Origin of the sequence: Plantibacter sp. Leaf1, from assembly GCF_001421315.1 — a bacterium.
Lineage (GTDB): Bacteria > Actinomycetota > Actinomycetes > Actinomycetales > Microbacteriaceae > Plantibacter.
This window is the reverse complement of record NZ_LMJX01000002.1, coordinates 911481-937597: the sequence shown is the minus strand read 5'-3', so window position 1 is coordinate 937597 and position 26117 is coordinate 911481. Positions and strand designations below refer to the sequence as shown.

The following is a 26117-nucleotide window of genomic DNA, read 5'->3' as shown; positions in this document are numbered from 1 at the left end:
GCATGCTCGGACAGGCATGTGCCAGCCCTACACTTGAGCAATGGCGGACGACACTCCGAAGACCTGGTGGGGACGTTTCCTTCCCGAAGCGACAACGCCCGTGCGCGAACCCGAGCTGAGCGGCTCGAGCAGTGTTCCGCGCGGCATGCGCGTGGCCGCAGCATGGTCCTGGCGGATCCTCCTGGTCGCCGCGGTCGTCGCACTGCTCGTCTTCCTCGTCGTGCAGCTCCGCCTCATCGTCATCCCGCTGCTCATCGCCGTCCTCGTCTCGGCGCTGCTGAAGCCCGTCGTCGACGTCCTGGTGCGGCATCGCTGGCCGAAGGGCCTCGCCATCGCGCTCGCGATGGTCGGCACGCTCTCCGTGGTCAGCGGACTGATCTTCCTCGCCATCTCGCAGATCACCTCGCAGTTCGCTTCCGTGCAGGCCCGCACCATGACCGCCTACGGCGACTTCAAGGCCTTCCTGCTCGCCAGTCCGTTGCACGTGACCGAGGCGCAGCTCAACGACTTCATCGCCCAGGCCTTCGACTCGCTCCAACAGGACGGCCAGGTGCTCCTCTCCGGCGCGCTGTCGATCGGTTCGACGCTCGGCCACGTCGCCACGGGCGTCTTCCTGACCCTCTTCTGCCTGCTGTTCATGCTCATCGACGGTCGGACGATCTGGCGCTGGACGGTACGCGTCTTCCCGCAGCGGGCACGTCCCGCCGTCGACAGCGCGGGCCGCGCGGGCTGGCGGACGCTCGGCAACTACGTGCGCACGCAGATCCTCGTGGCCTCGATCGACGCGGTCGGCATCGGCCTCGGCGCGTTCATCCTCGGGGTCCCCCTCGCCATCCCGGTCGCCGTGCTCGTCTTCCTGGGTTCGTTCGTGCCGATCGTCGGCGCCGTCGTCACCGGGGCCGTCGCGGTGTTCCTCGCACTCGTCTACAACGGACCGTTGATCGCCCTGCTGATGCTGGGTGTCGTCCTCCTCGTGCAGCAGCTCGAAGGGCATGTCCTCCAGCCACTCATCATGGGGACCGCGGTGAAGGTGCACCCCCTGGCCGTGGTGCTCGCGGTGGCCGGCGGCACGCTCGTCGCGGGCATCCCCGGCGCGTTGTTCGCCGTACCCGTGGTGGCCGTGATCAACGTGATGGTCCACACCATCGCCAGCGGCACCTGGCGGACCGGCGGCACCGCTCCACCGGAGCCGGACGCCGACGGCGCCATCTGGCAGACCGTCCCGAGCCCCAGGCGAATCCGTCCGGGCTCCCGCTCGTCCCACGAGCCCAAGGATCGCCCAGCCGATCAGGAGCCCCAGCACCCCAGCGACGACCTCCCAGCGACCCCGTCCCCAGAAAGTCCAGGACCCCGCACACCATGACCGATTCAACGACCACCGCACCTGTGATCCCCGGCCCGTCGCTCGCCGCGTTCGAGCGTGCCAGGGACACCCTCGTCGGCACCGTCCAACGCACCCCGATGGAGAGCTCCCGCTACCTCGCCGACGTCCTCGGCGTCCCGGTGCATCTGAAGTGCGAGAACCTCCAGCGCACCGGCTCCTACAAGATCCGTGGCGCGTACAACCGCATGTCGAGCCTGACGCCGGAGGAACGCGCTCGGGGCGTGGTCGCGGCCTCCGCCGGCAACCACGCGCAGGGAGTCGCATTCGCCGCGCGCGAGCTCGGCATCGCCGCGACCATCTTCATGCCGGTCGGGGTCCCGCTGCCCAAGCTCGCCGCCACCCGCGACTACGGTGCCCACGTCATCCTGCGCGGCCACACGGTCGCCGAACCGCTCATCGCCGCCGCCGAGTTCGCCGCGGAGACGGGTGCGATCCTCATCCCGCCGTTCGACCACCCCGACGTCATCACGGGGCAGGGCACGCTCGGCCTCGAGATCCTCGAGGAGGTGCCCGACGTCGAGACGGTCATCGTCCCGATCGGCGGCGGCGGCCTCATCTCCGGCGTGGCCGGCGTCATGAAGCAGCGGGCGGCCCTGGAAGGTCGCACCATCCGGGTGATCGGCGTGCAGGCGGCCAACGCCGCCGCGTACCCGGTGTCCCTGGAGGCGGGCACGCCGACGACCATCACCGTGCAGCCGACGATCGCCGACGGCATCGCCGTGGCCCGTCCCGGCGAGTTGAACTTCCAGATGATCAGCGCGCTCGTCGACGAGGTCGTCACCGTCTCCGAGGACGACCTGGCCCGTGCGATCGTCGTCCTCCTCGAACGCGCGAAACTCGTCGTCGAGCCGGCCGGGGCGGCCGGGGTCGCGGCGATCCTGGCCGGCAAGATCGAGCCGACCGGGACGACGGTCACGATCCTCTCGGGTGGGAACATCGACCCGCTCCTGTTGCAGCGGGTGGTGAGCCACGGGCTCGCCGCCTCTGACCGCTACCTGACCCTCCGCATCCCACTGCCCGACCGTCCCGGACAGCTCGCGCGGACGGCCGAACTCGTGGCGCAGGCGAACGCCAACGTCATCGAGGTGCTCCACACCCGGCACGGCCACGGACTCCAGATCAGCGACGTCGAGCTCGAGCTCAGCATCGAGACGCGCGGCCCCGACCACCGCGACCTGGTGGTGCAGACCCTCCGTGAGGCGGGCTACGACCCGCAGATCGTCGACGACTGAGTCGGCACGACACCACGCTCGACGACGAAGGGCCCCACCGCATCGGTGGGGCCCTTCGTCACGTCCGGGCGACCGCGGTGCGGCCGCCGGGATCAGGAACCGGTGTAGGTCTCGACGGCGCTGATCGACACGGTGATCTCCTTGCCGTTGGGCGCCTCGTAGGTGGTCGTCTCGCCGATCTTCAGTCCGAGGATGGCCGCCCCGAGCGGGCTGCCCTCGCTGTAGACGTCGAGGTCGGTGTTGCCGGCGATCTCGCGGCTGCCGAGCAGGAAGCGCTCTTCGCCGCCCGCGACGACCGCGGTGATGACGGTGCCGGACTCGACGACGCCGTTCGACTCGGGGGCCTCGCTCACCTTGGCGTCGCGCAGCATCTGCGTGAGCGTGCGGATGCGCGCCTCCTGCTTGCCCTGCTCGTCCTTCGCGGCGTGGTAACCGCCGTTCTCCTTGAGGTCGCCCTCCTCGCGAGCCGCTTCGATGCGCTTGGCGATCTCCTCGCGGCCCGTGGTGCTGAGGTGCTCGAGTTCTGCCTGCAGCCGGTCGAAGGCCTGCTGGGTGAGGAACGTCTCCTGGATCTGCTCGGACACGATGGAACTCCTTTGCATGGTGGGTCGCACACGACGGCCGAAACGCCCGTCATATGCCAGACGCCCCGGCGGAATGCCGGGGCGTGAGAAGTACGTCCATCGAGTATCGCACGATCGCCGCAGGAGTGCGGCGCGGGCCGGGGTGCTCCGGGTCAGGAACCGTCCTCGACCACCCAGCACGTGTCGACGACGCCGGTGTTGCTGAGCTCCGTGGTCCGGACGAGTTCGGTGAGGTTCCGGGTGCGCTGCTCCGACGGCGGCAGTTCGACGACCTTCCAACCGACCACCGCGAACTGCTCGTTGAGCGCCTGCACCGAGCAGGCCATCGGGGTGTCCTGCGGGCCGGTGACCTCGAACGAGACGCTGACGAGGGTGTCGTCGACGATCTCGTGCGCGGTGTTGCGCGACTCGATGCTCGGGCGGCTGCCGTCGAGGCCCGCCCAGACGACCCAGGCGACGAAGACGACGGCGAACGCGGCCGCGGCGGACCAGATCAGGCGGCGGTCCCGAGCCCGGTTCCGGGACGTGCGTCCGTACCGGGCCGCGATGGCGTCCGGGAGGACCGCCGACGGCGGTGCGGTGTCCTGGGAGTCGGCCGCGTGCGGGGCGGCGTTCCGAGGGGAGGGGGTCACGTCACGGGCTCCGGTTCGAACGGTTAAGCTTGACCAGGAGCGCGAGACGGCTCGAGGTCGACACCTCAAGCGTATTGCCTCTTCCTGGATGCGGCGTCCCGACCGCGTCGCCACGTCACGAGTCGCGAGGCCGTTCCTCGCGGAGATCAGCCGGAAGGCGGAGCACCATGACCATGAGACTGCTCGCGGTGCACGCCCACCCCGACGACGAGTCGAGCAAGGGGGCCGCGACGCTCGCGTACTACCGCAGCCTCGGCGCCGAGGTCATGGTCGTGAGCTGCACAGGAGGCGAACGCGGCGACCTCCAGAACCCCGGACTCGCCGACGTCGCGATGATCGAGCGCGACCTCCCCGGGTACCGCCGCCTCGAGATGGCCGCGGCTCAGGAGATCCTCGACATCGAGCACCGCTGGCTCGGCTACCAGGACAGCGGCATGGCCCGCGACGACGGCACGGTCCCGCCGGCGAGCTTCGCCGACATCCCGCTCGAGGTCTCGACCGGCGTGCTCGTGCGGATCGTCCGGTCGTTCCGTCCGCAGGTCATCGTCACCTACGACGAGAACGGCGGGTATCCGCACCCAGACCACATCCGGTGCCACGAGGTGAGCGTCGCCGCGTTCGACGCCGCGGCCGACGCCGACCGCTACCCGGAGGCCGGCGACCCCTGGCGCGTGGACAAGCTCTACTACGACCGCTCGTTCAGCCCGGCCAGGCTCGAGGCGGTGTACGCCTATCTCCTCGAGCACCACCCCGACGACCCGGCGGTCGAGCGACTGGCGGAGATGCGCGAGTGGATGGCCGGTCGGCCGGACCTCGCCACGACGCACGTGCGTGTCGGCGACTTCTTCGAGGCACGCGACGACGCGCTCCGGGCCCATGGCAGCCAGGTGCCGCCGGACTCACCGTTCTTCTTCTGGCCGAACGACGTCCTGCGCGCCGCGTGGCCGTTCGAGGACTACCAGCTGGTCACCTCGCACGTCGCGTCGGCCACCCCAGAGTCGGAGCTGTTCGACGGCGTCGACACCAGTGAAGGAACCGCATGATGCACCACCTGCTCACCGAGCTCGTCCTGGCGGTCACGCCGTCGCCGTCACCCTCACCGCAGTTCGACGAGAACCAGGTGACGCCGGGGCCCTGGGGCTTCGTCATCACCTTCGCCATCGCCGGCATCGTGGTCTTCCTCGTGATCGACATGGTGCGCCGTGTTCGCCGGGTCAACTACCGTGCCGAGATCGACGAGCGCCTCCAGGCGGAGGTCGCCGAGCGGGATGCGGCACGCGCCGACGGCGCTGACGGTCCGATCGCCCCCGATGGCGGCTCGACCGATCCCCTCCGGAAGCCGGACGACCCGCGCCGCTGAGCCGACGGTGTCGCACCGTCGGGCGTGCGCCCGACGCGACGATGATCAGCGGTGGTACACCGGGTCGATCGCGATCAGCAGGATGCCGCTCCAGTGGCACAGGAACGCGAGCACCGTGCACAGGTGGAACAGTTCGTGGAACCCGAACCGCCCGGGCCAGGGGTTCGGCCGCTTCATGGCGTACATGATCGCCCCGACCGTGTAGAACAGCCCGCCGGTCGCGATGAGCACCATCGTCGCGACGTTGCTGTTCGCGATCTCGCCGAGGTAGGCGACTGCGCCCCACCCGAGCGCGAGGTAGAGCGGGACGTAGAGCCAGCGCGGAGCACCGATCCAGAACACTCGGAACCCGATGCCGAGGAGCGCGCCACCCCACACGAGGACGAGCAGGAGCGTTCCCTGCTCCGGCGGGAGGGCGAGGACCGCGAGCGGGGTGTAGGTGCCGGCGATCAGCAGGAAGATGTTGGCGTGGTCGATCCGCTTGAGGAGCAGCTTCACGCGGGGCCGCCAGGAGAACCGGTGGTACAACGCCGAGTTGCCGAACAACAGCATCGACGTGAGCACGAACACGGTCGAACTCCACTTCGCCGCAGCACCCTGCGCCAGCGTCACGAGCACGATCCCGGCGATGATGGAGATGGGGAAGATCCCGGCGTGGAGCCAGCCGCGCCAGCTCGGTTTGACCTCGTCCGGTGTGGCGGCGTCGACGGCGGCGACCTCGAGCAAGGGCAGGTTCGGCAGCTCGGGCTCTCCGGTCGTCATGTGCTCAGGATACGGGGTGGTGCGGAACTCCTCCTGGGAGCAGCGGAGGAAACTGCACTAGCGTTGCAGGGTGATGACGAGGCATTCCGCACCGGTGGACGGCTTCCTGTACGGCCTCTACGCGAGACGCCTGCGGAAGACGTTCAGTCCGCAGACACTGCCGCACCATGTCGCGATGATCATCGACGGCAACCGGCGGTGGGCCAAGCAGCTCGGCTACGAGACGGCGGCCCACGGTCACCGCGCCGGTGCAGCGAAGATGCGCGAGTTCCTCACCTGGTGCGACGACCTCGGCATCGGTGTCGTCACCCTGTACCTGCTCTCGAGCGACAACCTCGTGAACCGGGCCCCGGACGAACTCGACGACCTCGTCGACATCATCGCCGATCTGGCCGAGGGACTCTCGCACTACCGCGACTGGCGGGTGAAGCACGTCGGGTCGAGCGCGGGGCTCCCCGAATCGCTGCGCACCGCGCTGGAGAGCGCCGAGGAGCGCACCGCCGATCGCGCGGGGATGCACATCAACCTCGCCGTCGGGTACGGCGGACGGACGGAGATCGTCGACGCCATGCGGGCGATCGTCGCCAAGCACCACCTCGAGGGCAGAAGTCTCGAGGACCTCGCTGCCCTGCTCACCCCCGACCTCATCGGTGAGCACCTCTACACGGGTGGCCAGCCCGACCCTGACCTCGTGATCCGCACGAGCGGGGAGCAGCGGATGAGCGACTTCATGCTGTGGCAGAGCGCGCACAGTGAGTTCTACTTCGTCGAGGCGCTCGGTCCAGACCTCCGAGAGGTCGACTTCCTGCGTGCCCTCCGCGACTTCTCCAGGCGGCAGCGGCGGTTCGGCGGATGAACCGGAACCCCGACGAGCAGACCGCGGACCAGGGCGACGCCGACGACCGTCTGCCCGCCTTCCAGGGCGACTTCGGCGAGGACACCGGCTACCTCAACTACGGCAGCGTCGGGCCGCTGTCCCGGAGCGCCGGAGCCGAGGCCGCCCGGTGGAACGAGGTGCTCGGTCAGGCGGCGTTCGGCGGGCTCGTCGACGTCGACGCGATGGACGCGCGGATGCGCGCCGCCGTCGGTGCGCTCACGGGGTTCCGGCCCGATCAGATCGTCGCCCAGCCGAACACCTCGCAGGGCCTCGTCCACACGATGTTCGGCCTGCGCGGCGTCGTCCTCCTCTCCGCGGCCGAGTACCCCTCGCTCCCGTTGGCGGCTGAGCGGGCGTCGCAGCACCGGGGCGTCCTCACACCGCGCTGGTTGGAGACCGATCGCGGCCACGTGACCCCGGACCGCATCCGCGCGCAGCTCGACGACGAGGTGACCGCGGTCGCCGTCAGCCTCGTCGACTACCGGACGGGGTTCCTGGCCGACCTGCACGCGATCCGCGAGGTGATCGGGGACCGTCTGCTGATCGTCGACGCCATCCAGGGCTTCGGCGTCGTCGACGCGCCGTTCGAGGCGGCCGACGTCGTCGCCAGCGGCGGACAGAAGTGGATGCGGGCCGGGTGGGGCACCGGGTTCCTCGCCATGAGCGATCGGGCCCTGGACCGTCTCGAGCCCGTCCTCTCCGGGGTCACCGGAACGGACGAACCCTGGCCGTTCAGCGCGACCCCGGAACCGAGCCGGACTGCGAGCGCGTACTCGATCACCCGGGCCGACCCCCTCGCGGCTGCACGCTTCGCCGCATCCCTGGAGGCCACCCTGGCCGTGGGCACACCGGTCGTCCAGAGCACGATCGCCGGACTCGTGAGCGAGGTCATCGAGCTGGCCGACGAGTTCGGCATCCCCGTGCTCACCTCGCGCGACGAGCGTGAACGAGCCGGGATCGTCGCGTTGGAGCCCGAGGAGGCGGTCCTCGAGACCCTGTCGACGTCGCTGGCGAACCACGGCGTCACCGCGACCACGCGCGGCACGACCGTGCGGCTCAGCGTGCACGCCGGCACCACGCGCGAGACGCTGGAGCTGCTCCGCGGGGCACTGGTGTCGTTCGCGACCGCGGCGAGCTACTGATCCGCCGCTCCACCCCCGGTTCGTCGGGCGACCCCCATCTGTTCACCTCCCCGTAACAGGACACGGGGCGTGTCGTCGCATCGATGTCGGTGGCCGGACGTACGTTCATCTCATCGGGCATGGAGCCCGGTCGAGACGGCCACACAAGTTCGGCTCGAAACCCTGCAGGCGGCCGTTTCGCACAGTGATCCGAGCATCAGTTGCTCGGGGTGGGAGTGGTTGTGGCCTCGCGAGACATCCAGAACACGTCAGCCGACACCGAGACGCGGACCGCGTCGACGGACACACGCCGACGACCCGCAGACCGCACGGCGAGCGGAGGTGGTCAGGCGCAGGCCGAGATCACCTACGTGCTCGACACCTCCGTGCTGCTGTCGGACCCGAAGGCGCTCTTCCGCTTCGCCGAGCACGCCGTCGTCATCCCGGTCGTGGTCATCAGCGAGCTGGAGGGCAAGCGCAACGACCCGGAGATCGGGTACTTCGCGCGTCAGGCGCTCCGCATCCTCGACGAGTTGCGGATCGAGCACGAGCGGCTCGACTTCCCGATCCCCGTCGGTGACGGCGGCTCGTTGCGCGTCGAGCTCAACCACTCGAGCATGGCGGCTCTGCCGTCGGGGCTTCAGCTGGGCGACAACGACTCACGCATCCTCGCGGTGGCCCTGAACCTCGCCAACGACGGCCTGGCCGTCACAGTCGTCTCCAAAGACCTGCCGCTCCGGGTCAAGGCGGCGTCCATCGGTCTGCAGGCGGAGGAGTACCGCGCGGAGTTGGCGGTCGACTCCGGTTGGACGGGGATGTCCGAGATCACCCTCGGCGCCGACGACATGAGCGTCCTGTACGAGCGCGAGGAGGGGACCACCCCGCTCGTCGAGGACATGCCCGTCAACACCGGACTCGTCATCCACTCGGATCGCGGCTCGGCACTCGGGCGGGTGACCGGCAAGCGCAGCTACAAGCTCGTCCGAGGCGACCGCGACGTCTTCGGCCTCCACGGTCGTTCGGCCGAGCAGCGCCTCGCGATCGACCTGTTGCTCGACCCCGAGATCGGGATCCTGTCGCTGGGAGGTCGAGCAGGGACGGGGAAGTCCGCGCTCGCCCTCTGCGCGGGTCTCGAAGCGGTCCTCGAACGCCAGGCGCACAAGAAGATCATGGTGTTCCGCCCGCTGTACGCGGTCGGTGGTCAGGAGCTCGGGTACCTGCCCGGCGACCAGGGCGAGAAGATGAACCCCTGGGGACAGGCCATCTTCGACACCCTCGGTGCCGTCGTGTCGCAGAACGTCCTGGACGAGGTGGTGGAGCGCGGCATCCTCGAGGTGCTCCCGCTGACCCACATCCGTGGTCGATCGCTGCACGACGCGTTCGTGATCGTCGACGAGGCGCAGTCGCTCGAGCGCAACGTCCTGCTGACGGTGCTCAGCCGGATCGGGCAGAATTCCCGGGTGGTGCTCACGCACGACGTCGCGCAGCGCGACAACCTCCGGGTCGGCCGCCACGACGGGGTCGCGTCGGTGATCGAGACGCTCAAGGGACACCCGCTGTTCGCCCACGTGACGCTGACGCGCTCCGAGCGCTCGGCGATCGCGGCGCTGGTCACGGAGATGCTCGAGGGCAACGAGCTCGCCTAGTCCTGGCCCGGGCGGAGTCGGGGTCGGTCGACCTCGGCTCCACCCGGGGCTGTGGAGAACTCCCGCGGCGGTGGCGGCGGCCGACCTATCCTGACGGCATGCCGACACGTCCGAGGAGCCGTCCTCGCTCGCGCCGCAGGCTTTCCTCGGCCGTATGGATGGTCCCGATGGCCGCAGTGCTCATCGCCGGCACGGTGGCGAGTGAGGGGCTGCACCTCCGCCCGGTGGCGGTCCTGCTGGTGTGGCTCGCCTGCATCACGCCGCCACTCGTCCGCATCGACCTCGCCGAGCATCGTCTGCCGAACCGCATCGTGCTGCCGGCGCTCGCGGTCGCCGTTCCGCTCGGCATCTTCGACGCGCTGGTCGTCGGGCGGATGCCCACTGAGCCGCTCCTCGCAGGCTTGCTCGTCGGTGGAGCGTTGTACGCGTGCGCAGCCTTCGGCGGCCTCGGCATGGGCGATGTCAAGCTCGGTGCCCTGCTCGGTGTGACGGTGGGGTGCTTCGGGATGACGGCGGTGCTGCCGTTCGCCGTAGTGTCGATCTGCTCCGCCGGGGTCGTCGGCGCGATCGTCGTGGTCGCCACGCGGTCCACCGGTGGTTCGGCCGGCTGGAGGACGAGGATCCCGTTCGGACCCTTCCTCCTGCTCGGCTGCTGGAGTGCGGTCGCCCTGCTCGTCATCACCGGTTAGGGCGACGGAACGGCCCCGGATCCGAGGGGATCCGGGGCCGACACGGTGGGTCTGCGCGAAGCGTCGAGACTCAGCCGGGGTGCGTCATCGAGAGGACGTCGAGGGCGGTGTCCAACTGCTCCTCGGTGATCTCGCCGCGCTCGACGAAGCCGAGGTCGACGACGGCCTCGCGGACGGTCAGGCCCTTCGCGACCGAGTGCTTCGCGATCTTCGCTGCCGACTCGTACCCGATGATCTTGTTGAGCGGGGTCACGATCGACGGCGAGGAGCCGGCGAGGGCTGCAGCGCGGTCGAGGTTCGCCTCGAGGCCATCGACGGTCTTGTCGGCGAGGACCCGCGTGGCGTTCGACAGGAGTCGAATGCTCTCGAGGAGCGCCGTCCCCATGACGGGGATCGCGACGTTGAGTTCGAAGGAACCGGAGGCACCGGCCCAGGCGATGGTCGCGTCGTTCCCGATCACCCGGGCGCCGACCATGAGGACGGCTTCGGGGATCACGGGGTTGACCTTGCCGGGCATGATCGAGGAGCCCGGCTGGAGGTCGGGGATGTGGAGTTCGCCGAGGCCGGTGTTCGGCCCGGAACCCATCCAGCGGAGGTCGTTGCAGATCTTCGTGAGGCTCACGGCGATGACGCGGAGGGCACCGGAGGCGTCGACGAGTCCGTCGCGAGCGCCCTGGGCCTCGAAGTGGTCCTGGGCCTCGGTGATGGGCAGTTCGGTCTCCTGCGCCAGCAGCTCGATCACGAGCTGCGGGAAGCCCTTCGGCGTGTTGATGCCGGTGCCCGTCGCGGTGCCGCCGAGCGGAACCTCGGCGACGCGGGGGAGCGCCGTGCGGACGCGCTCGATCCCGAGGCGCATCTGGCGGGCGTATCCGCCGAACTCCTGGCCGAGCGTCACCGGGGTGGCGTCCATGAGGTGCGTCCGGCCGGGCTTCACGGCGGTCTTCCAGAGCTCGGCCTTGCGCTCGAGCGACACGGCGAGGTGGTCGAGCGCGGGGATCAGGTCGTCGATGAGCGCGCTCGTCACCGCGATGTGCACCGAGGTCGGGAACACGTCGTTGGAGGACTGCGAGGCGTTGACGTGGTCGTTGGGGTGCACGGGGCTTCCGAGACGCGCACTCGCGAGCGTCGCCAGGACCTCGTTCATGTTCATGTTCGAGGAGGTGCCGCTGCCGGTCTGGTACGTGTCCACCGGGAACTGCGCGTCGTGCGCGCCGGTGATGACCTCGTCGGCCGCAGCGGCGATCGCGTCGGCGACACCCTGGTCGAGGACGCCGAGCTTCGCGTTGGCGAGTGCCGCGGACTTCTTGATCCGTGCCAGCGAGGCGATCTGCGCCGACTCGAGTCCGCTGCCCGAGATCGGGAAGTTCTCGACGGCCCGCTGCGTCTGCGCACCGTAGAGCGCGTTCGCGGGGACCCGCACCTCACCCATGGTGTCGTGTTCGATGCGGTACTCGGTTGCTGAGGTGTCTACCACGCTGTTCGTTCTCCTTCGTGCGATTGCGTCGGTGCTGCGCTCGACCGGTCGGCCGGCGCGGTGGAGGTCATTCGGGGACGGTGACGTCGCCGATCACGATGTCGGCCACGGCGGTGCCCTCGAGGAGCTTGTAGTTCGCGCCGATGATCGCGACCGTCCCGGCGGCCACGGCGTCGCTGATGAGCTCGGAGCGTGAGACGACCTCCATGACGGTGCGGCGCAGGTGGCGTCGTCCGACTTCGGAGGTGTCCACCGAGGCGGCGTCGATCGGCGCGGGGCCAGCGACCGCGCTCACGGCGGGGACGATCTGCTGGATCAGCTGGTCGATGTAGGGCGGCAGCGGGACGGCGTCCTCGATCTGCGAGTCGATCGCCGCGCGGACCGCACCGCACTCGTCGTGCGCGAGCACGAGGATGAGCGGGACCTCCAGGACGCCGACCGCGTACTCGAGGGTGCCGAGCACCGAGTCGGAGACGATCTGGCCGGCGTTGCGGACCACGAAGAGGTCGCCGAGGCCCTTGTCGAAGATGATCTCAGCGGCGAGACGGGAGTCCGAGCAGCCGAAGATGACGGCCTCAGGAGCCTGCGAGTGCGCGAGGGTCGCTCGTCGCTCGACGTCCTGGCGGGGGTGGGCTGGCTGTCCGGCGACGAACCGCGCGTTGCCGCGCTGCATCTCGCGCCAGACGGCACCGGGGCGCTTCTGGGTCATTCGGAGTCCGTTTCTGCAGGGGCGCCCGATGGGGCGTCGAGGTTGGCGGTGACCCCGGCGCGCACGGAGCGTGCGACGTCGAGGACGTACTCGGGCTTCGCGGTGCCGAACACGGCGATGGTGCTGCGCCCGGCGACGGTCGAGAGGGCGTAGCCGACGTTGCCGTCCTCGGCACCGCTCCCGTTCGCGTATTCGACCCAGTCGACGCCGTCGATCGTGACGGTGCCGGTCGGGCGGGCGTCGTCCAGTTCGGCCACCAGCCAGGTGTCGTTCGCGTCGACGCCCTGCACGAGGCCGACGAACTCGTCGTCGGGGGAGATCAGGCCGACGTTCCAGGAGCGGATGTCGGGGGTGCCGGCGACGGGCGAGCTGCCGGTGCGCACCTCCGCGTAGTTGCTGCCCCAGTCGTCGCCGAGTTCCGGCGTGAGCAGCGGGACCGGGAGGTCGGGCTGTGCCTGGCCGGCGAGCTGCGCGTAGTCGACGGTCGGACGCTCCGGTGCTTCACCGCGGGGGACGGCGAGCACGATCACGACGACGAGCCCGACCGTGGCCAGGAGCGAGAGGACGAGGTTGTTGACGGTCTTGCGGGACCGGTAGAGCCGGGAGTTCTCGGCCTTGCGGTCGGCGGTCTCCTGCGGCGTCTCCGGGCGGCCGAGCTCGGCCACGACGCGAGGGGGCTTGGTGTCCTTCACCGTGGCGCGTCCGTCGGTGCGGATCCGAGCTGTGCCGCGCGGGCGGCGTCCAGCCGGGCCTTCGCGCCGATCAACCATTCCTCGCAGCGTTGGGCGAGCTGTTCGCCGCGTTCCCAGAGCCGGAGGGAGTCCTCGAGCGAGGCCGAGCCCTGTTCCAGCTCGGACACGACACGCACGAGTTCGTCGCGTGCCTGCTCATAGCTGAGCTCCTGGACATCGGAGGGGGTTGGCATGCTTCCATCCTATTCGTCGTCGGTCACGACGGCAGCCGTGGCCGGGCCGGTGCTGGCGGCGCCGATCGCGCCGGAGGCGAGGGTGATGAGGAGTTCGGTGCCCGCCGGGGCGTCGCCGTCGGCACGGATGACCGCGCCGCCGGGCACGTCCCCCTGCGGGTCGGCCCGCTGGACGATGGCGTACCCGCGATCGAGCGTCCGCTGCGGCGACAGGGCGCGGAGGTGGGCGCGGAGCTCCGTGACCTCCCGCTGGGCGCGCTCGACGGCGCGGTCGACCAGCTCCGCGCCGCGCGCGACGGTGCGGGTGAGCTCGTCGGCTCGGGAGTCGACGATCCACGACGGGTCGGCGAGGGCTGGACGCGTCCGGAGGGTGGCGAGTCGGTCGATCTCGTGACCGATCATCGACGTCACGCGGGACGAGAGCCTGGTGCGTGCCTGCTGCACTCGGGCGAACTCCTCCGCGACGTCGGGGACGACCCGTTTGGCGGCGTCCGTGGGCGTGGAGGCCCGGAGGTCGGCCACGTCGTCGAGCAGAGGGCGGTCGGCCTCGTGGCCGATCGCACTCACGAGCGGGGTGTTGCACGCGGCGGCCGCCCGGACCACCCGCTCGTCGCTGAAGCCGAGGAGGTTCTGGAAGTCGCCGCCGCCGCGAGCGACGATGATCACGTCGACCTCTGGATCGGCGTCGAGGGTCTGCAGGGCGCTCACCACCTCGCCCGGCGTGCGGTCGCCCTGGACCGCGGCGTGGACGACACGGAACCGGACCGACGGCCAGCGCAGCTCCGCGTTCCGCAGGACGTCCTTCTCGGCGTCGGAGTCCTTGCCGGTCACGAGGCCGATGCACTGCGGCAGGAAGGGGAGGGCGCGCTTCCGGGACGCGTCGAAGAGCCCTTCGTCGGCGAGCTGACGCCGCAGCCGCTCGAGGCGCTCGAGGAGGTCGCCGATCCCGACGTGCTTCATCGCCATCACCTGCATGGTGAGGGTGCCGCCCTTGAGCCAGTAGTTCGGCTTGACGAGCGCGACCACGTGGTCGCCCTGCTTGAGGTCGGCAGGGATCTTCGCCCGAACGGACGACCAGATGGTGAAGCCGACGGTCGCGTCGACCTCGAGGTCCTTCAGCTTGCCGTAGACGTTGCCGCCCGAGGCGCCCCACTGGGTCAGCTCGCCCTCGACCCAGACCGTGCCGAGGCGGTCGATGTAGTCGCGGAGCTTCGTTCCGAGGAGCGCGACCGGCCAGGGGGCTTCCATCGTGGCCGGTGCATCGCTCATCCCTCCAGCCTAGCCGCGGGCACCGACGGGACGCGGCCGGGCGGCGGCGGTCCGCTCACGGCCGACTCCCGAGCGCTGCCGCGTAGAATCCACTCGTGACCGATCTCCGCGACGCCCCAGCCATCGGCCTCGGCATGCCGAGGCTCCGACGCGTCGCCGGACGCCTCGTCGACCTCCCGGTCGCCGGTGAGAAGCGCGTGCTGCTCGCCGCCCCGCGCGGCTACTGCGCGGGTGTCGACCGAGCCGTGATCGCCGTCGAGAAGGCGCTCGAGCACTACGGTGCGCCCGTGTACGTCCGGAAGCAGATCGTCCACAACGTCCACGTCGTCGATCAGCTCGAGGCCCAGGGTGCGGTCTTCGTCGAGGAGGTCGACGAGGTCCCCTCCGGTGCGCACATCGTGTTCAGCGCGCACGGAGTCTCACCCGCCGTCGTCGACGCTGCGGCCGAGCGCGGCCTGCTCGCGATCGACGCGACCTGCCCGCTCGTCACCAAGGTGCACCGGGAGGCCGTGCGCTTCGCTCGCGACGACTACGAGATCCTGCTCATCGGACACGAGGGGCACGAAGAGGTCGAGGGCACCGCCGGCGAGGCACCCGACCACGTCACCCTCGTGACGAGCCCGGAGGCCGTGGACGGACTCGTCGTCGCCGACCCCGAGAAGGTCGTGTGGTTGTCGCAGACGACGCTGTCGGTGGACGAGACCATGGAGACGGTCCGACGCCTGCGTGAGCGTTTCCCGAAGCTGCAGGATCCGCCGAGCGACGACATCTGCTACGCGACCCAGAACCGCCAGGTGGCGATCAAGAAGGTCGCGCAGGACGCCGACCTCGTGATCGTCGTCGGATCGGCGAACTCCTCGAACTCGGTCCGTCTCGTCGAGGTGGCGCTCGAGTACGGCGCGAAGGCGGCCTACCGCGTCGACTACGCGCACGAGATCCAGCAGGCCTGGCTCGAAGGCGTCGGCACGGTCGGCGTGACGAGCGGTGCCTCCGTGCCGGAGGTCCTCGTGGACGAAGTGCTCGAAGAGCTCGCGGGCGCCGGCTACGGCACCGTGCAGGAAGTCAAGACGGCCGAGGAGGACCTCATGTTCTCCCTGCCGAAGGAGCTCCGCAAAGACCTTGCGGGCACGACCGATCCGCGCGCCCTTGGAGGGCGCAGAACATGAGCGAACCCCGCCCCCGTCCGCAGTTCGGCGAGTACGCGACTCCCGAGGAACAACGCGCGAGCATCGCCGAGCCGATCGACGCCCAGCGAGCCGAAGAGCTCGGTGTGGCACCCGTCGTCCCGGCGGATCACGGGCCGGCGCAGCCGACCCTGCGTGAACAGACCCGTCACACGACCGACGCGGCCCCGGTGACGGCTCCGGCTCCATCCACCGGACGGACCCCTCGACGACCGGTGACCGGCGACCGACTCGCGACGTCGATCCTGCTGGGTCTCGGCCTCGTCAGCCTCATCGTGATGATGCCGGGGCTGCTGGACCTCCCCGGTCTCATCCGCCCGGCGCTCGTGCAGATGGGTGTCTCCGGCTACTCGTCCGACGGCCTGGCGAGTGCCATGGGCGTCCTGGCGCTCGGCCTCCAGATCGCCCTGTGGGTCGGAGCGATCATCCTCTCCGGGCGCTCGCTGCGCGCCGGACGACTGACGTTCTGGATCCCGCTCGTCGCCGGCGTCGCCGCGAACATCGTCGTGGTGATCTGCCTGGCCATCGCCATGGGCGCCGACCCCGCGTTCATGGAGTACGTGCGCTCGCAGCAGCCGTAGTCGCGCACCACACGCAGAACGGGCCCGGCAGCGATGCCGGGCCCGTTCTGGTGGTGCGACGGCTAGGAGGTGCTGGTGCCGTACGAACCGAGCTGCTTCGTCGCCTCCGCGACGCGGGCGGCCATGGCCGACTCGGCGACCTTGCCCCAGGCGCGCGGGTCGTAGAGCTTCTTGTTGCCGACCTCGCCGTCGACCTTCAGCACACCCTCGTAGTTGGAGAGCATGTAGCCGGCGATCGAGCGGGTGAACGCGTACTGCGTGTCGGTGTCGATGTTCATCTTGACGACACCGTTCGCGACGGCCTCGGCGATCTCGGCGTCGGTCGAACCCGATCCGCCGTGGAAGACGAGGTCGAGGGGCTTCGGGCCGTGGCCGTACTTCGCGGTGAGACCGTCCTGGATGGTCTTCAGCAGTTCGGGCTGGAGCTTGACGTTGCCGGGCTTGTAGACGCCGTGGACGTTGCCGAAGGTGAGGGCGGCCATGTAGCGGCCCTGCTCGCCGAGCCCGAGCGCCTCGACGGTCGCGATCGCGTCGTCGAGCGTCGTGTACAGGTGCTCGTTGATGTCGTGGCTGACACCGTCCTCCTCGCCGCCGACGACGCCGATCTCGACCTCGAGGATGGCGTTGATGGCCTTGGTGCGCTTGAGCATCTCGGTCGCGATCTCGAGGTTCTCGGTGAGCGGCACTGCCGAGCCGTCCCACATGTGGGACTGGAAGATCGGGTTGCGGCCGGCCTTGACCTCTTCCTCGGAGGCGGCGATGAGCGGCATGACGAAGCCGTCAAGTGCGTCCTTCGGGCAGTGGTCGGTGTGGAGCGCCACGGTGACCGGGTAGTTCTTGGCGACCTCGGTGGCGAACTTCGCGAAGGCGATGGCGCCCGCAGCGCGGTTCTTGACCGTGTGGCCGGCGAAGTAGTCGGCGCCGCCCGTGGTCACCTGGATGATGCCGTCGGAACCGGCCTCGGTGAGGCCCTGGAGGACGGAGTTGATGGTCTGGCTGCTCGAGACGTTGAACGCGGGGTACGCGAACCCGTTCGACTTCGCCTTGTCGAGCATCGCTGCGTACTGTTCCGGGGTGGCGACGGGCATGTCTTCTCCTTGCGTGGGGACGATTCGCCTAGAAGTCTAGTGAATCGGGCCATGCGGCATAGGGCACGATGAGGACATGACCGAGCACACTCCGGACACCGACCTCCTCGACGGCTTCCTCGACGCGACGCGGGCGGCGGCGGCCGCGGTCGCGGGTCTCGTGGGTGGCGGCGACGGCATGCGGATCGACGGGGTGGCCGTCGACGCGCTCCGTCGGGCGCTCGAGCCGTTGGCCGTCGACGGCCGCGTCGTGGTGGGGGAGGGCGAGAAGGACCAGGCGCCCATGCTCTTCGTCGGCGAGCGGTTCGGCACGGGCGCCGGCCCTGCGATCGACCTCGCCGTCGACCCCGTGGACGGCACCAAGCTCGCGGCCGCCGGCAGGCCCGACTCCGTCGCGGTCATCGCGGTCGCCCCGCGCGGCGCCATGTTCGACATCGGACCCGCCTACTACCTCGAGAAGCTCGTCACCGCGCACGCCGGTCGTGGTCTATCCCTCGCGGACCCCATCGCAGTGACGCTCGGCCGGCTCGCCGCCAGCCTCGGACGCCCGGTCTCGACGCTGCGGGTCGCCGTCCAGGACCGGCCGCGGAACGCCGCGGCCGCGCAGGCCGTCCGGGCCGCCGGGGCCGAGCTGGTCGGTTTCGCGGACGGCGACGTCGCGCTGTCGCTCCGCGCCGCGGCGGCCGACGGCGACCTCGATCTGCTCCTCGGGATCGGCGGTGCTCCCGAAGGCGTCCTGACGGCCGCCGCGGTCCGAGCGCTCGGCGGCTGGATGACCGCGCGGTTCGCCCCGCAGTCACCGGAGGAGCACGCGCGACTGGTCAAGGTCGGCGTCGACCTCGCCCGCGAGGTGCCGCTCGACGAACTCTGCACCGCAGACGCGTGGTTGCTGCTCAGCGCCGTCACCTCCACCGCGCTCGCCGCCGGGGCCGAACTCGCCGGGGTGCGACTCGACGCGGACGGAGGTGTCACGGTGGAGTCGGTCGTCGTCGGACCGGGCAGCCCGCTCACGAGGTCACGGAAGCGCCTCGATCCCGACACGCCCCGAGGCCTTCCCAGCCCCGTTCGCTAGGCTGAAACCCTCATCCACCGAAGCGTCGTGTCCCACGAGGCGAGCGATCCATGGAGGATCCAGTGACCCAGCCTGAAACCGGCTCCCACTATCTGCAGCCCGACCGCAACCTCGCCATGGAGCTCGTCCGAGCGACGGAGGCTGCGGCCATCCGCGCCGCGCCGTTCATCGGTCGTGGCGACAAGAACGCCGCCGACGGTGCCGCCGTCGACGCGATGCGCGCCTTCCTCGGCACCGTCAACTTCGACGGCGTGGTCGTGATCGGCGAGGGCGAGAAGGACGAAGCGCCCATGCTGTTCAACGGCGAACACGTCGGCAACGGCCGCGGTCCGTCCTGCGACATCGCGGTCGACCCGATCGACGGGACGAGCCTCACGGCCGCCGGGCGTCAGAACGCGCTCTCGGTCATCGCCGTGTCCGACCGCGGCAGCATGTTCGACCCCTCGGCCGTGTTCTACATGGACAAGATCGTCACGGGTTCCGACGGCATCGGTGTCGTCGACATCAGCCAGTCCATCGGCGACAACATTCGCGAGCTCGCCAAGGCCAAGGGCAAGCAGCCCGAGGACATCCGCGTCGCCGTCCTCGACCGTCCGCGTCACGCGCAGCTCATCGAGGAGATCCGGGCCGCCGGCGCCGGGACGCGTCTCCTCCTCGACGGCGACGTCGCGGGCGGCATCAACGCGGCACGCTACGACTCGCGCATCGACATGTGCGTGGGCATCGGCGGCACCCCCGAGGGCATCATCACGGCGTGTGCCGTGAAGGCGCTCGGCGGGCTCATCCAGGGCAAGCTCATGCCGAAGGACGACGCGGAGCGGGAGCGCGCCATCGCGGCCGGTCACGACCTCGATCGCGTCCTCGGGGCGAACGACCTCGTCCGTGGCGACAACACCTACTTCGTCGCGACGGGCGTCACCCACGGTGAGCTCGTCGACGGCGTCCAGCGCAAGGGCCCGATCATCCGCACGGAGAGCCTCGTCCTGCGGTCGCGCTCCGGCACCATCCGCCGTGTCGAGGCCGACCACCTCGCGGAGAAGTGGCTCTAGCCGCTCCTCGTGCAGCGTGAAGCGCCCGGTCCCTCCTCTCGGTGGGGCCGGGCGCTTCGTCGTTCGGGGCAGGCGTGGTCAGTCCTGCAGGCGGTGAGCCAGACGTGCCTCGAGCTCGCTCGGTTCCGGAGGCGACGGCTCGGGTGACGATTGTGTCTCAGGTGCCGGCTGTGCCTCCGGTGCGGTGAGGCGTTTCGGCGACGCGTCGCTCTGGCTCACCTGCCCGATGACCGTGGCCTCGTCGAGGGCGTCGAGCTTGCGGGCCGTGACGAGCACCCGGGTCTCGAACGAGGACGCGAACTGGTTGTAGTTCGTGACGGTGCTCTCGATGGAGCGGCGCAGGCGGTCGGCGTGGTCCGACAGCGTGGACAGCCGCTGGTAGAGCTCCTTGCCGAGGTCGAACAGCCGCTTGGCGTCCTCCGTGAGGACGTCCTGCTGCCAGGTGAACGCGACCGTCTTGAGCACCGCCCAGAGGTTGACGGGGGAGGCGAGCGCCACCCGCTTGCCGAAGGCGTAGTCGAGCAGACTCGCGTCGGCCTCGAGGGCGGCCGCGAGGAGTGACTCGCTCGGGATGAAGCAGATGACGAACTCCGGGCTCGACTCGAGACCGCGCCAGTACCCCTTGGCGGACAGTGCGTCGACGTGCGAACGCACCGCCTTCACGTGCTGCGCGAGGAGCGCGGTGCGTCGAGCGGCCTCCTCGCCCGTCGCCGTCACCGGGATCGTGCTGGCTTCGAGGTACTGCGCGAACGGGACCTTCGCGTCCACGGCGATCGACTTGCCGCCGGGGAGGCGCACGACCATGTCGGGTCGGCCAGTGCCGTTGTCGGAGGTGATGCTCGACTGGAGGTCGAAGTCGACGCGCTGGGTGAGCCCGGCGGCCTCCACGACGTTCCGGAGCTGGGTCTCGCCCCAGACGCCACGCGTCGCGTTGTTGCGGAGCGCGGAGGCGAGCGACTCCGTCGTCGAGCGCAGGCGTTCCTCCGACTCGGAGGCCGTCTTCAGCTGCTGGGCGAGTTCGCCGTGCTGGCGGCTGCGCTGCTGTTCGAGTTCCGCGACCTTCGCCTGCATGTGTTCGAGGCTGTGCTGGACGGGGGCGAGAGCCTGGAGGACCTGGCTCTCCTCGTGCTCCTGGCGCGAGCGTCGCTCGGCATCGGCGCGTTGGCGTTCGAGGAGTTCGCGGTACTGCTCGCGTTGGGCCTGCAGTTCGCGCCCCAGTCCGTCGGCCGTGGCGTCGAGCGCGGCCAGCTCGGCGCGGAGGGCGGCGCGGACGTCGGCCTCCCGCGCTGAGGACTCGGCGAGGAGCTGGGCCTGCTGACCACGGACGTCGGCCAGCTGGGCGGCATGTCTCGCCTCCAGGAGCGCGGGGTCGATCGTCGCTCCGCCGTTCCGGCGTTGCAGCAGGATCACCATGACGGCCGCGCCGATGACGAGTCCGATGAGGAGGCCGATCCCGAGGGCGAGTGCGCTGTCCATGTCCTCAGTGTGTCGTGGGCCGCCGACATCGATCGGAGGCCGCGCGGCGACTGGACCGTCAGGCGGCGACGGCCGTGCCGATCCGCCCGATCTTCACGCTCGTGAGCTGGGCGAGTTCGGCGATGGAGGAGGCACCGTGGCGGGCGGCGGCGTGGATGATGATGTGTGCGGAGGCCTCGGCGTCGCCCGTGGCGTCGTGGTGCTGGAAGTCGTCGAACCCGGCGGCGAGGGCCGCGACGGGGAGCCGGTAGGAGTCGAGCTGGTAGGTCTTGCGGGCCACGTTGAGGCTGCAGAGGTAGCTGAGCTCGGGGCAGTCGAGCCCGGTTGCCGCGCATCCGCCGCGGATCACGCCCATGTCGAAGCCGGCGTTGTGCGCGACGAGTGCGTCGTCCTGCGCGAAGTCGAGCAGCGTGTCGAGCTGGTCCGCCCAACCCGGCGCCCCGAGGACGTCGCTCGCGACGATTCCGTGGATGCGGGTGTTCCACTCGAGGAACGCGTCGTGCCCGGCCGGGGGCCGGATGAGCCAGCCCGCGCGGTCGACGACGATGCCGTCCCGCACGCGGACGAGGCCCACGCTGCAGGCGGAGGCGGATGACGAGTTCGCGGTCTCGAAGTCGATGGCGGTGAAATCCAGTGGCACGTCCTCACCCTCGCACCAGGGTCCGACACCGCCCGGTCGGCTCGCCGCGTCACGCCCGATCGACCGGCCCGATCCGTCGCCCGATCCGAGCGGCGACGCACGGGCCGTCTCGGCCGCGTACGATAGACCCTCGTGGCTCTTACTCTCGGCATCGTCGGCCTGCCCAACGTCGGCAAGTCCACCCTGTTCAATGCGCTCACGCGCAACAACGTGCTCGCAGCGAACTATCCGTTCGCGACGATCGAGCCGAACGTCGGCGTGGTCGAACTGCCCGACGCCCGACTCGGCAAGCTCGCCGAGATCTTCGGCAGCGAGCGCATCCTGCCCGCCGCGGTGTCCTTCGTCGACATCGCCGGCATCGTCAAGGGCGCGAGCGAGGGGGAGGGGCTCGGCAACAAGTTCCTCGCCAACATCCGTGAGGCCGACGCCATCGCGCAGGTCGTCCGCGGCTTCGCCGATCCCGACGTCGTGCACGTCGACGGCGACGTGAACCCTGCCTCCGACATGGAGACGATCAACACGGAGCTGATCCTCGCCGACCTCGAGACCCTCGAGAAGGCCGTCACCCGGTTCGAGAAAGAGGTCAAGGGCAAGAAGCTCGACCCCTCCGTGCTCACGGCCGCCAAGGAGGCGCAGGACGCGCTGAACGCCGGCACCCCGCTCTCGGCGACGAAGATCGACCTCGCGCCCATCAAGGAGCTCGGCCTCCTCACGGCCAAGCCGTTCATCTACGTGTTCAACGTCGACGAGGACGTCCTCCAAGACCAGGGCAAGCTCGACGAGCTCGCTGCGCTCGTCGCGCCGGCGAAGGCCGTCTTCCTCGACGCGAAGCTCGAGTCGGAGCTCGTCGACCTCGATGAGGACGACGCCCGCGAGATGCTCGAGTCGACCGGCCAGACCGAGTCCGGTCTCGACCAGCTCGCCCGCATCGGCTTCGCGACGCTCGGCCTGCAGACCTACCTCACCGCAGGTCCGAAGGAGTCGCGTGCGTGGACGATCCCGCAGGGTGCGAAGGCGCCGCAGGCTGCCGGTGTGATCCACACGGACTTCGAGAAGGGCTTCATCAAGGCGGAGGTCATCTCGTTCGACGACCTGGTCGAGACCGGCTCCGTCGCCGAGGCCCGCTCCAAGGGCAAGGCCCGCATGGAGGGCAAGGACTACGTCATGCAGGACGGCGACGTGGTGGAGTTCCGCTTCAACGTGTAGGTGAGGGCTGCAAGAAGCGTCCCTCGTCGGTCAGGAGCCTTGAGCCGGAACCGCTCCGTGTCACAGCCGAGCAGGCGAAGCACGAGGTGGAGCGGCTGGACGATCACGACTGGGTCGACCCGCAACCCGGTCACCGTTCTTGATGCGTCCCGCATGCAGGTCGGCAGATGAGATCTACACGCGCGGCCTTTCGGGACCGCTGACGCCCCACCCCTCGCCGCCGGCGCGCGCCGTGCGCACTGCGGACGCCCACGCCTCGGCGTCGATCAGGTTCATGTGCGCGGCAAGGTCACCTCGCGGGCGAGGAGTTGAAGGAGGGGCGGTGGCAGCGAGTCCGACGGCGCGACTCCGTTCGAACATCAGGTGAGGTCGGATGGCGTTGATCCGACTGCTGTACGGCTCGGTCACCGTGAAGCCCTGGTAGTGGGCATCCTGCGCGAGCGCCGTGGTGACGGCGAAGAGGCGTTCCCTCCGGATCAGGCGAGCCTCGTCGAGGTTCATCGGCCAGCACTCGATGCGTTCGAGGTCTGCGAGCAGTGACGCGTCATCCGCGTATTCCGCCACCGCATCCGGTTCCTGGGCGATCGCCTCGCCGTACTCGACTCGCCACCCGTTCATGGTGTTCGTGATTCTGGTCGGTACCCGCCACGGGGTGTGTCGCGGTCCGTGCATCTGTGGCCGGCGCCGCATGACCTCGTCGCTCCAGTCCGGCAGACCGCCGTAACCGACCGGTGCCGTCGGAGGCCAGAACCACTCGAGAGGCTGGCCGTCGGGGACCCTGAGGTCGGTGACCGCCCATCCTCGAGAGGCGAGATCGGACTGCACGTCGTTGCCGAGGAGTCGAAGGGCGTCCTCGAAGAAACGGAACTCCTCGCTCGGATCTGTCATAGCTCTATCTTCCCGGCAACCGCCGACGGCCGGAGGCGTTGGCTCCTCGGTCACCACCAGCGTCTGACGCGGGGAATCAGGTCCAGGAGGGCTGCGAGCCCGGCGAGGGTGCAGACCACCCCGACAAAGCCCGCGGGGGTGTCGCGGAGCGGCCCGACGACGATCAGGATGCCGAGGGCGATCGCGGCCACGCCGAGCCCGGCGCGCCAGCGGCGCCCGGGCTTCGCCGACGCGCGGCGAGGGGGCAGGCCGCTGGGTCGCGGGCGCGCCCGGCGCCGCGCGCTGAGCGGCGGGCCGGCGTCGTCGGGCCCGTCGACGGCTCGCCCGAACTCGTCCACCCACGGCCCGGCTCCGACCTCGGGGCAGCGGTCGTGGACGTTCGCGTTGCGGGTGGAGGCATCAGCCGGGTGCGCGGGCATCGCCCAGGCGAGATCCACGTCGAACTGGACGGATCCGTCCGGTAGCAGTGCGTCGTAGCCGACGAACCGCACCGGCCGCCCACGCCATCTGGACGTGCCGCGGAACGCCGTCGCACGGACGGCGACCGGTCGGACAGGCGATGCACGCATGGATCGATGGTGGCACGTCACACGTGCACACCGCGACGGCCGCGCACTGCCGCGCCGCGGGCCGAAACGGGCGGTACGCTCGATAAGGCGTCACGCGAACCGGCGCCTCCAGGAGGCAAGCGGTGACGATCGATCTGGCGAGCATGCTGGTCGTCGCAGTGATCGTCTGCGCCGCGTGCGGGATCTTCTACGCGCTCGACAGCGCGCGCACCCTCGCCGGCCGCCACATGGCCGCCTGGATGTCCGGGTTTGCCACGACGCTCCTCTCGGCGGTCAGCTACCTCGCCGCCACCCTCAACGGTGACTCCGTGTGGATCGTCGCCATCGCCAACGCCTCGATGGTCGCCGCGATCGCCGCCCTGTGGGTGGGCTGTCGGCTGTTCAACGGACGACGCAGCCTGGTGCTCCTCGGAACGCTCGTCGTCGGCGTGACGGCGCTCTCGGCCGTCCTGGACCCCACCGACGATCCCGAGTGGGCCGGCACGATCGCCCGGCTCGGCTCGCTGATCGTCCTGTCGCTGCTGGTGGTGTTCGAGGCCCGACGCGGTCGGATGCGAACGGCCTCGGCGTCGCTCGTGCTCGTGATCGTCCTCAGCCTGCACGCGGCGTTCACCGCGGTCCGCCTGGTGGTGTATATCGCTGCGGGTCCGCATTCGGAGGCGTTCGAGCGGATCTTCGGCACCGCCTTCGTGACCTACCTGAACCTCGTCTTCGTGGTCCTGGTCGCCGTCGGCCTCGTCCTGCTCCGCTCATGGGAGCGCAAGGAGCGGCTCGCCTCCGAACGCGAGGGCATCCGCACCGTGGGTCGCCGGGCCTTCGAAGTCGAGGCGACCGCGCTCCGGACGACGCTCGAGTCGGGCGAACGGCTCGCCGTCGTCGAGGTCGCGATCGACGGGTACGGGGACCTGCGGCGTGCCTACGGTCTGGCTTCGGCCGGAGAACTCGAGGCGCTGCTCGCCGAGGCCGTGTTCCGTGAGCTCCCGTCGGGCGCCGTCTGCACCCGCGTGCGCGGGGGGATCGTGCTCGTCGCGATGGCGGTCGAGGACGGGCCCGTCGGTGTGGCGGGCCTGCGTGACCTCTCCACCGGTATCGCAGCCGGGTACCGGGAGGCGGTCGTCGTGCACCTCGACGGGTTCGCCGGCGCCGCGAAACTCGGCGCCGCGATCGATCCTGAACCGCCGCTTCCCGTCGCCAGGCTCACGGCCGCGGCACGGTCGGCGAGGGGCGAGGCGGAGCGGCGTGGTGAACTCCTGCGGCTCGCGCACACCGAGTCCGAGTCGCTCGATCGCTGACCGAGCTCCCTTGCAGCCGGGGCTTGCCGAACGGCCTCGGGCTCAGCGACCCTGGCGCTTCTTGTACGGCAGCGGCTCGCCCTTGACCTTCGGAGCGCGGCCCTTGCCCTTGTTCGCCTTGGCCTTGCCGCCCGGGGCCGGAGCCGACTTGGCGGCGGCCGCAGCCGAGGCGTCGAGCTGGCGCCGGGCGTCGATGAGGAACGCGGAGCCGGCATCGGTCAGCTGGGTGGATTCGACGTCGCGGGCGAACAGCTCCGCGCCGAGGATCTCCTCGAGCTTCCGGACATCGGCGACGACGGTGCTGCGTGGCACACCAAGCTCCTTCGCCGCCTTCGCGAAGTGGAGCGTTTCCGCGGAGGCGACGAAGGAGCGCAGCTGCTTGTGGTCCATGCCCTCAGCCTACGGGGG

28 protein-coding genes are annotated in these 26117 nt (G+C 70.1%); 14 read left to right on the top strand and 14 right to left on the bottom strand.

Annotated elements, in window-relative coordinates; translation table 11 throughout:
- Positions 1 to 40 precede the first annotated feature (40 nt).
- Positions 41 to 1363, top strand: a complete 1323-nt coding sequence (locus tag ASE44_RS06640) for an AI-2E family transporter (protein ID WP_082455870.1) — start codon at positions 41 to 43, stop codon at positions 1361 to 1363.
- Positions 1360 to 2616: a threonine ammonia-lyase gene (gene ilvA / locus ASE44_RS06635; protein WP_056007416.1), complete on the top strand. Its 1257-nt coding sequence runs from the start codon at positions 1360 to 1362 to the stop codon at positions 2614 to 2616. The genes ASE44_RS06640 and ilvA overlap by 4 nt, the downstream gene beginning before the upstream one ends.
- 92 nt (positions 2617 to 2708) lie before the next feature.
- Here the strand turns inward: ilvA and greA are convergent, their stop codons facing one another.
- A complete protein-coding gene (gene greA, locus ASE44_RS06630; RefSeq protein WP_235522561.1) occupies positions 2709 to 3200 on the bottom strand; it encodes a transcription elongation factor GreA in 492 nt (163 codons plus the stop codon).
- Positions 3201 to 3352: 152 nt separating this feature from the next.
- Positions 3353 to 3832 carry a DUF4307 domain-containing protein gene (locus ASE44_RS06625; RefSeq protein WP_056007411.1) on the bottom strand — a complete coding sequence of 160 codons (480 nt, stop codon included), beginning with the start codon at positions 3830 to 3832 and terminating at the stop codon, positions 3353 to 3355.
- A gap of 167 nt (positions 3833 to 3999) precedes the next feature.
- On the opposite strand from ASE44_RS06625, the gene mca reads away from it, so the two are divergent.
- Both mca and ASE44_RS06615 read left to right on the top strand, forming a co-directional pair.
- Positions 4000 to 4875, top strand: a complete 876-nt coding sequence (gene mca / locus ASE44_RS06620) for a mycothiol conjugate amidase Mca (protein WP_056778390.1) — start codon at positions 4000 to 4002, stop codon at positions 4873 to 4875.
- On the top strand, positions 4872 to 5192 hold the full coding sequence (locus ASE44_RS06615; RefSeq protein ID WP_056007406.1) for a hypothetical protein: 321 nt from the start codon (positions 4872 to 4874) through the stop codon (positions 5190 to 5192). Before mca ends, ASE44_RS06615 begins: the two co-directional genes overlap by 4 nt.
- A gap of 45 nt (positions 5193 to 5237) precedes the next feature.
- On the opposite strand, the gene ASE44_RS06610 is transcribed toward ASE44_RS06615, so the two are convergent.
- The gene (locus ASE44_RS06610; RefSeq protein ID WP_056007403.1) at positions 5238 to 5954 is read right to left on the bottom strand and encodes a hemolysin III family protein; all 717 of its coding nucleotides are present in this window, start codon (positions 5952 to 5954) and stop codon (positions 5238 to 5240) included.
- 73 nt (positions 5955 to 6027) lie between these two features.
- On the opposite strand from ASE44_RS06610, the gene ASE44_RS06605 reads away from it, so the two are divergent.
- The 4 genes from ASE44_RS06605 (at position 6028) to ASE44_RS06590 (ending at position 10287) form a co-directional block, all read left to right on the top strand.
- A complete protein-coding gene (locus tag ASE44_RS06605; RefSeq protein WP_056007401.1) occupies positions 6028 to 6810 on the top strand; it encodes an isoprenyl transferase in 783 nt (260 codons plus the stop codon).
- Positions 6807 to 7973: an aminotransferase class V-fold PLP-dependent enzyme gene (locus tag ASE44_RS06600; protein WP_082455868.1), complete on the top strand. Its 1167-nt coding sequence runs from the start codon at positions 6807 to 6809 to the stop codon at positions 7971 to 7973. The genes ASE44_RS06605 and ASE44_RS06600 overlap by 4 nt, the downstream gene beginning before the upstream one ends.
- A 221-nt stretch (positions 7974 to 8194) precedes the next feature.
- Complete coding sequence (locus ASE44_RS06595) at positions 8195 to 9598, top strand: PhoH family protein (protein ID WP_235522560.1); 1404 nt, start codon at positions 8195 to 8197, stop codon at positions 9596 to 9598.
- 167 nt (positions 9599 to 9765) lie between these two features.
- Positions 9766 to 10287 (top strand): prepilin peptidase, encoded by a 522-nt coding sequence (locus ASE44_RS06590; RefSeq protein WP_056007398.1) that lies wholly within the window; start codon positions 9766 to 9768, stop codon positions 10285 to 10287.
- Positions 10288 to 10357: 70 nt separating this feature from the next.
- Here the strand turns inward: ASE44_RS06590 and ASE44_RS06585 are convergent, their stop codons facing one another.
- The 5 genes from ASE44_RS06585 to xseA form a co-directional block, all read right to left on the bottom strand.
- Positions 10358 to 11761, bottom strand: coding sequence for an aspartate ammonia-lyase (locus tag ASE44_RS06585; protein WP_082455866.1), 1404 nt, complete (start codon positions 11759 to 11761; stop codon positions 10358 to 10360).
- Positions 11762 to 11828: 67 nt separating this feature from the next.
- Positions 11829 to 12470 carry a carbonic anhydrase gene (locus ASE44_RS06580; RefSeq protein WP_056007395.1) on the bottom strand — a complete coding sequence of 214 codons (642 nt, stop codon included), beginning with the start codon at positions 12468 to 12470 and terminating at the stop codon, positions 11829 to 11831.
- Positions 12467 to 13162 carry a DUF4245 domain-containing protein gene (locus ASE44_RS06575; protein WP_056778388.1) on the bottom strand — a complete coding sequence of 232 codons (696 nt, stop codon included), beginning with the start codon at positions 13160 to 13162 and terminating at the stop codon, positions 12467 to 12469. Before ASE44_RS06575 ends, ASE44_RS06580 begins: the two co-directional genes overlap by 4 nt.
- On the bottom strand, positions 13159 to 13395 hold the full coding sequence (locus ASE44_RS06570; protein WP_056007389.1) for an exodeoxyribonuclease VII small subunit: 237 nt from the start codon (positions 13393 to 13395) through the stop codon (positions 13159 to 13161). Before ASE44_RS06570 ends, ASE44_RS06575 begins: the two co-directional genes overlap by 4 nt.
- A gap of 9 nt (positions 13396 to 13404) precedes the next feature.
- Entirely contained in the window at positions 13405 to 14664 is a 1260-nt protein-coding gene (xseA, locus tag ASE44_RS06565) for an exodeoxyribonuclease VII large subunit (RefSeq protein ID WP_056778385.1), read from the bottom strand.
- A 134-nt stretch (positions 14665 to 14798) separates the two neighbouring features.
- Here xseA and ASE44_RS06560 point away from each other — a divergent pair, with 134 nt between their 5' ends.
- On the top strand, positions 14799 to 15830 hold the full coding sequence (locus ASE44_RS06560; protein WP_056011366.1) for a 4-hydroxy-3-methylbut-2-enyl diphosphate reductase: 1032 nt from the start codon (positions 14799 to 14801) through the stop codon (positions 15828 to 15830).
- Positions 15827 to 16429 (top strand): DUF6264 family protein, encoded by a 603-nt coding sequence (locus ASE44_RS06555; protein WP_056007383.1) that lies wholly within the window; start codon positions 15827 to 15829, stop codon positions 16427 to 16429. Before ASE44_RS06560 ends, ASE44_RS06555 begins: the two co-directional genes overlap by 4 nt.
- A 62-nt stretch (positions 16430 to 16491) precedes the next feature.
- Here the strand turns inward: ASE44_RS06555 and fbaA are convergent, their stop codons facing one another.
- A complete protein-coding gene (fbaA, locus tag ASE44_RS06550; protein ID WP_056007380.1) occupies positions 16492 to 17517 on the bottom strand; it encodes a class II fructose-bisphosphate aldolase in 1026 nt (341 codons plus the stop codon).
- Between the two features lie 76 nt (positions 17518 to 17593).
- On the opposite strand from fbaA, the gene ASE44_RS06545 reads away from it, so the two are divergent.
- Both ASE44_RS06545 and glpX read left to right on the top strand, forming a co-directional pair.
- Positions 17594 to 18589, top strand: a complete 996-nt coding sequence (locus ASE44_RS06545) for a fructose-bisphosphatase class II (RefSeq protein WP_056778382.1) — start codon at positions 17594 to 17596, stop codon at positions 18587 to 18589.
- 50 nt (positions 18590 to 18639) lie between these two features.
- Positions 18640 to 19638, top strand: a complete 999-nt coding sequence (gene glpX / locus ASE44_RS06540; protein ID WP_056778378.1) for a class II fructose-bisphosphatase — start codon at positions 18640 to 18642, stop codon at positions 19636 to 19638.
- Between the two features lie 78 nt (positions 19639 to 19716).
- On the opposite strand, the gene rmuC is transcribed toward glpX, so the two are convergent.
- Together rmuC and ASE44_RS06530 are read right to left on the bottom strand one after the other, a co-directional pair.
- On the bottom strand, positions 19717 to 21114 hold the full coding sequence (gene rmuC / locus ASE44_RS06535; protein WP_082455864.1) for a DNA recombination protein RmuC: 1398 nt from the start codon (positions 21112 to 21114) through the stop codon (positions 19717 to 19719).
- A 58-nt stretch (positions 21115 to 21172) separates the two neighbouring features.
- Positions 21173 to 21754, bottom strand: coding sequence for an exonuclease domain-containing protein (locus ASE44_RS06530; RefSeq protein WP_056778375.1), 582 nt, complete (start codon positions 21752 to 21754; stop codon positions 21173 to 21175).
- Positions 21755 to 21886: 132 nt separating this feature from the next.
- Between ASE44_RS06530 and ychF the strand changes: the two genes are divergently transcribed.
- Positions 21887 to 22960, top strand: coding sequence for a redox-regulated ATPase YchF (ychF, locus tag ASE44_RS06525; protein ID WP_056778371.1), 1074 nt, complete (start codon positions 21887 to 21889; stop codon positions 22958 to 22960).
- A 174-nt stretch (positions 22961 to 23134) separates the two neighbouring features.
- Here ychF and ASE44_RS06520 read toward each other — a convergent pair whose 3' ends face one another.
- Positions 23135 to 23848: a hypothetical protein gene (locus tag ASE44_RS06520; protein WP_056778368.1), complete on the bottom strand. Its 714-nt coding sequence runs from the start codon at positions 23846 to 23848 to the stop codon at positions 23135 to 23137.
- Between the two features lie 50 nt (positions 23849 to 23898).
- Complete coding sequence (locus tag ASE44_RS06515) at positions 23899 to 24417, bottom strand: hypothetical protein (protein WP_056778366.1); 519 nt, start codon at positions 24415 to 24417, stop codon at positions 23899 to 23901.
- A 122-nt stretch (positions 24418 to 24539) separates the two neighbouring features.
- Between ASE44_RS06515 and ASE44_RS06510 the strand changes: the two genes are divergently transcribed.
- Positions 24540 to 25709 carry a hypothetical protein gene (locus ASE44_RS06510; protein WP_056778353.1) on the top strand — a complete coding sequence of 390 codons (1170 nt, stop codon included), beginning with the start codon at positions 24540 to 24542 and terminating at the stop codon, positions 25707 to 25709.
- Between the two features lie 42 nt (positions 25710 to 25751).
- On the opposite strand, the gene ASE44_RS06505 is transcribed toward ASE44_RS06510, so the two are convergent.
- Positions 25752 to 26099: a LysR family transcriptional regulator gene (locus ASE44_RS06505; RefSeq protein ID WP_056007356.1), complete on the bottom strand. Its 348-nt coding sequence runs from the start codon at positions 26097 to 26099 to the stop codon at positions 25752 to 25754.
- Positions 26100 to 26117: the final 18 nt, after the last annotated feature.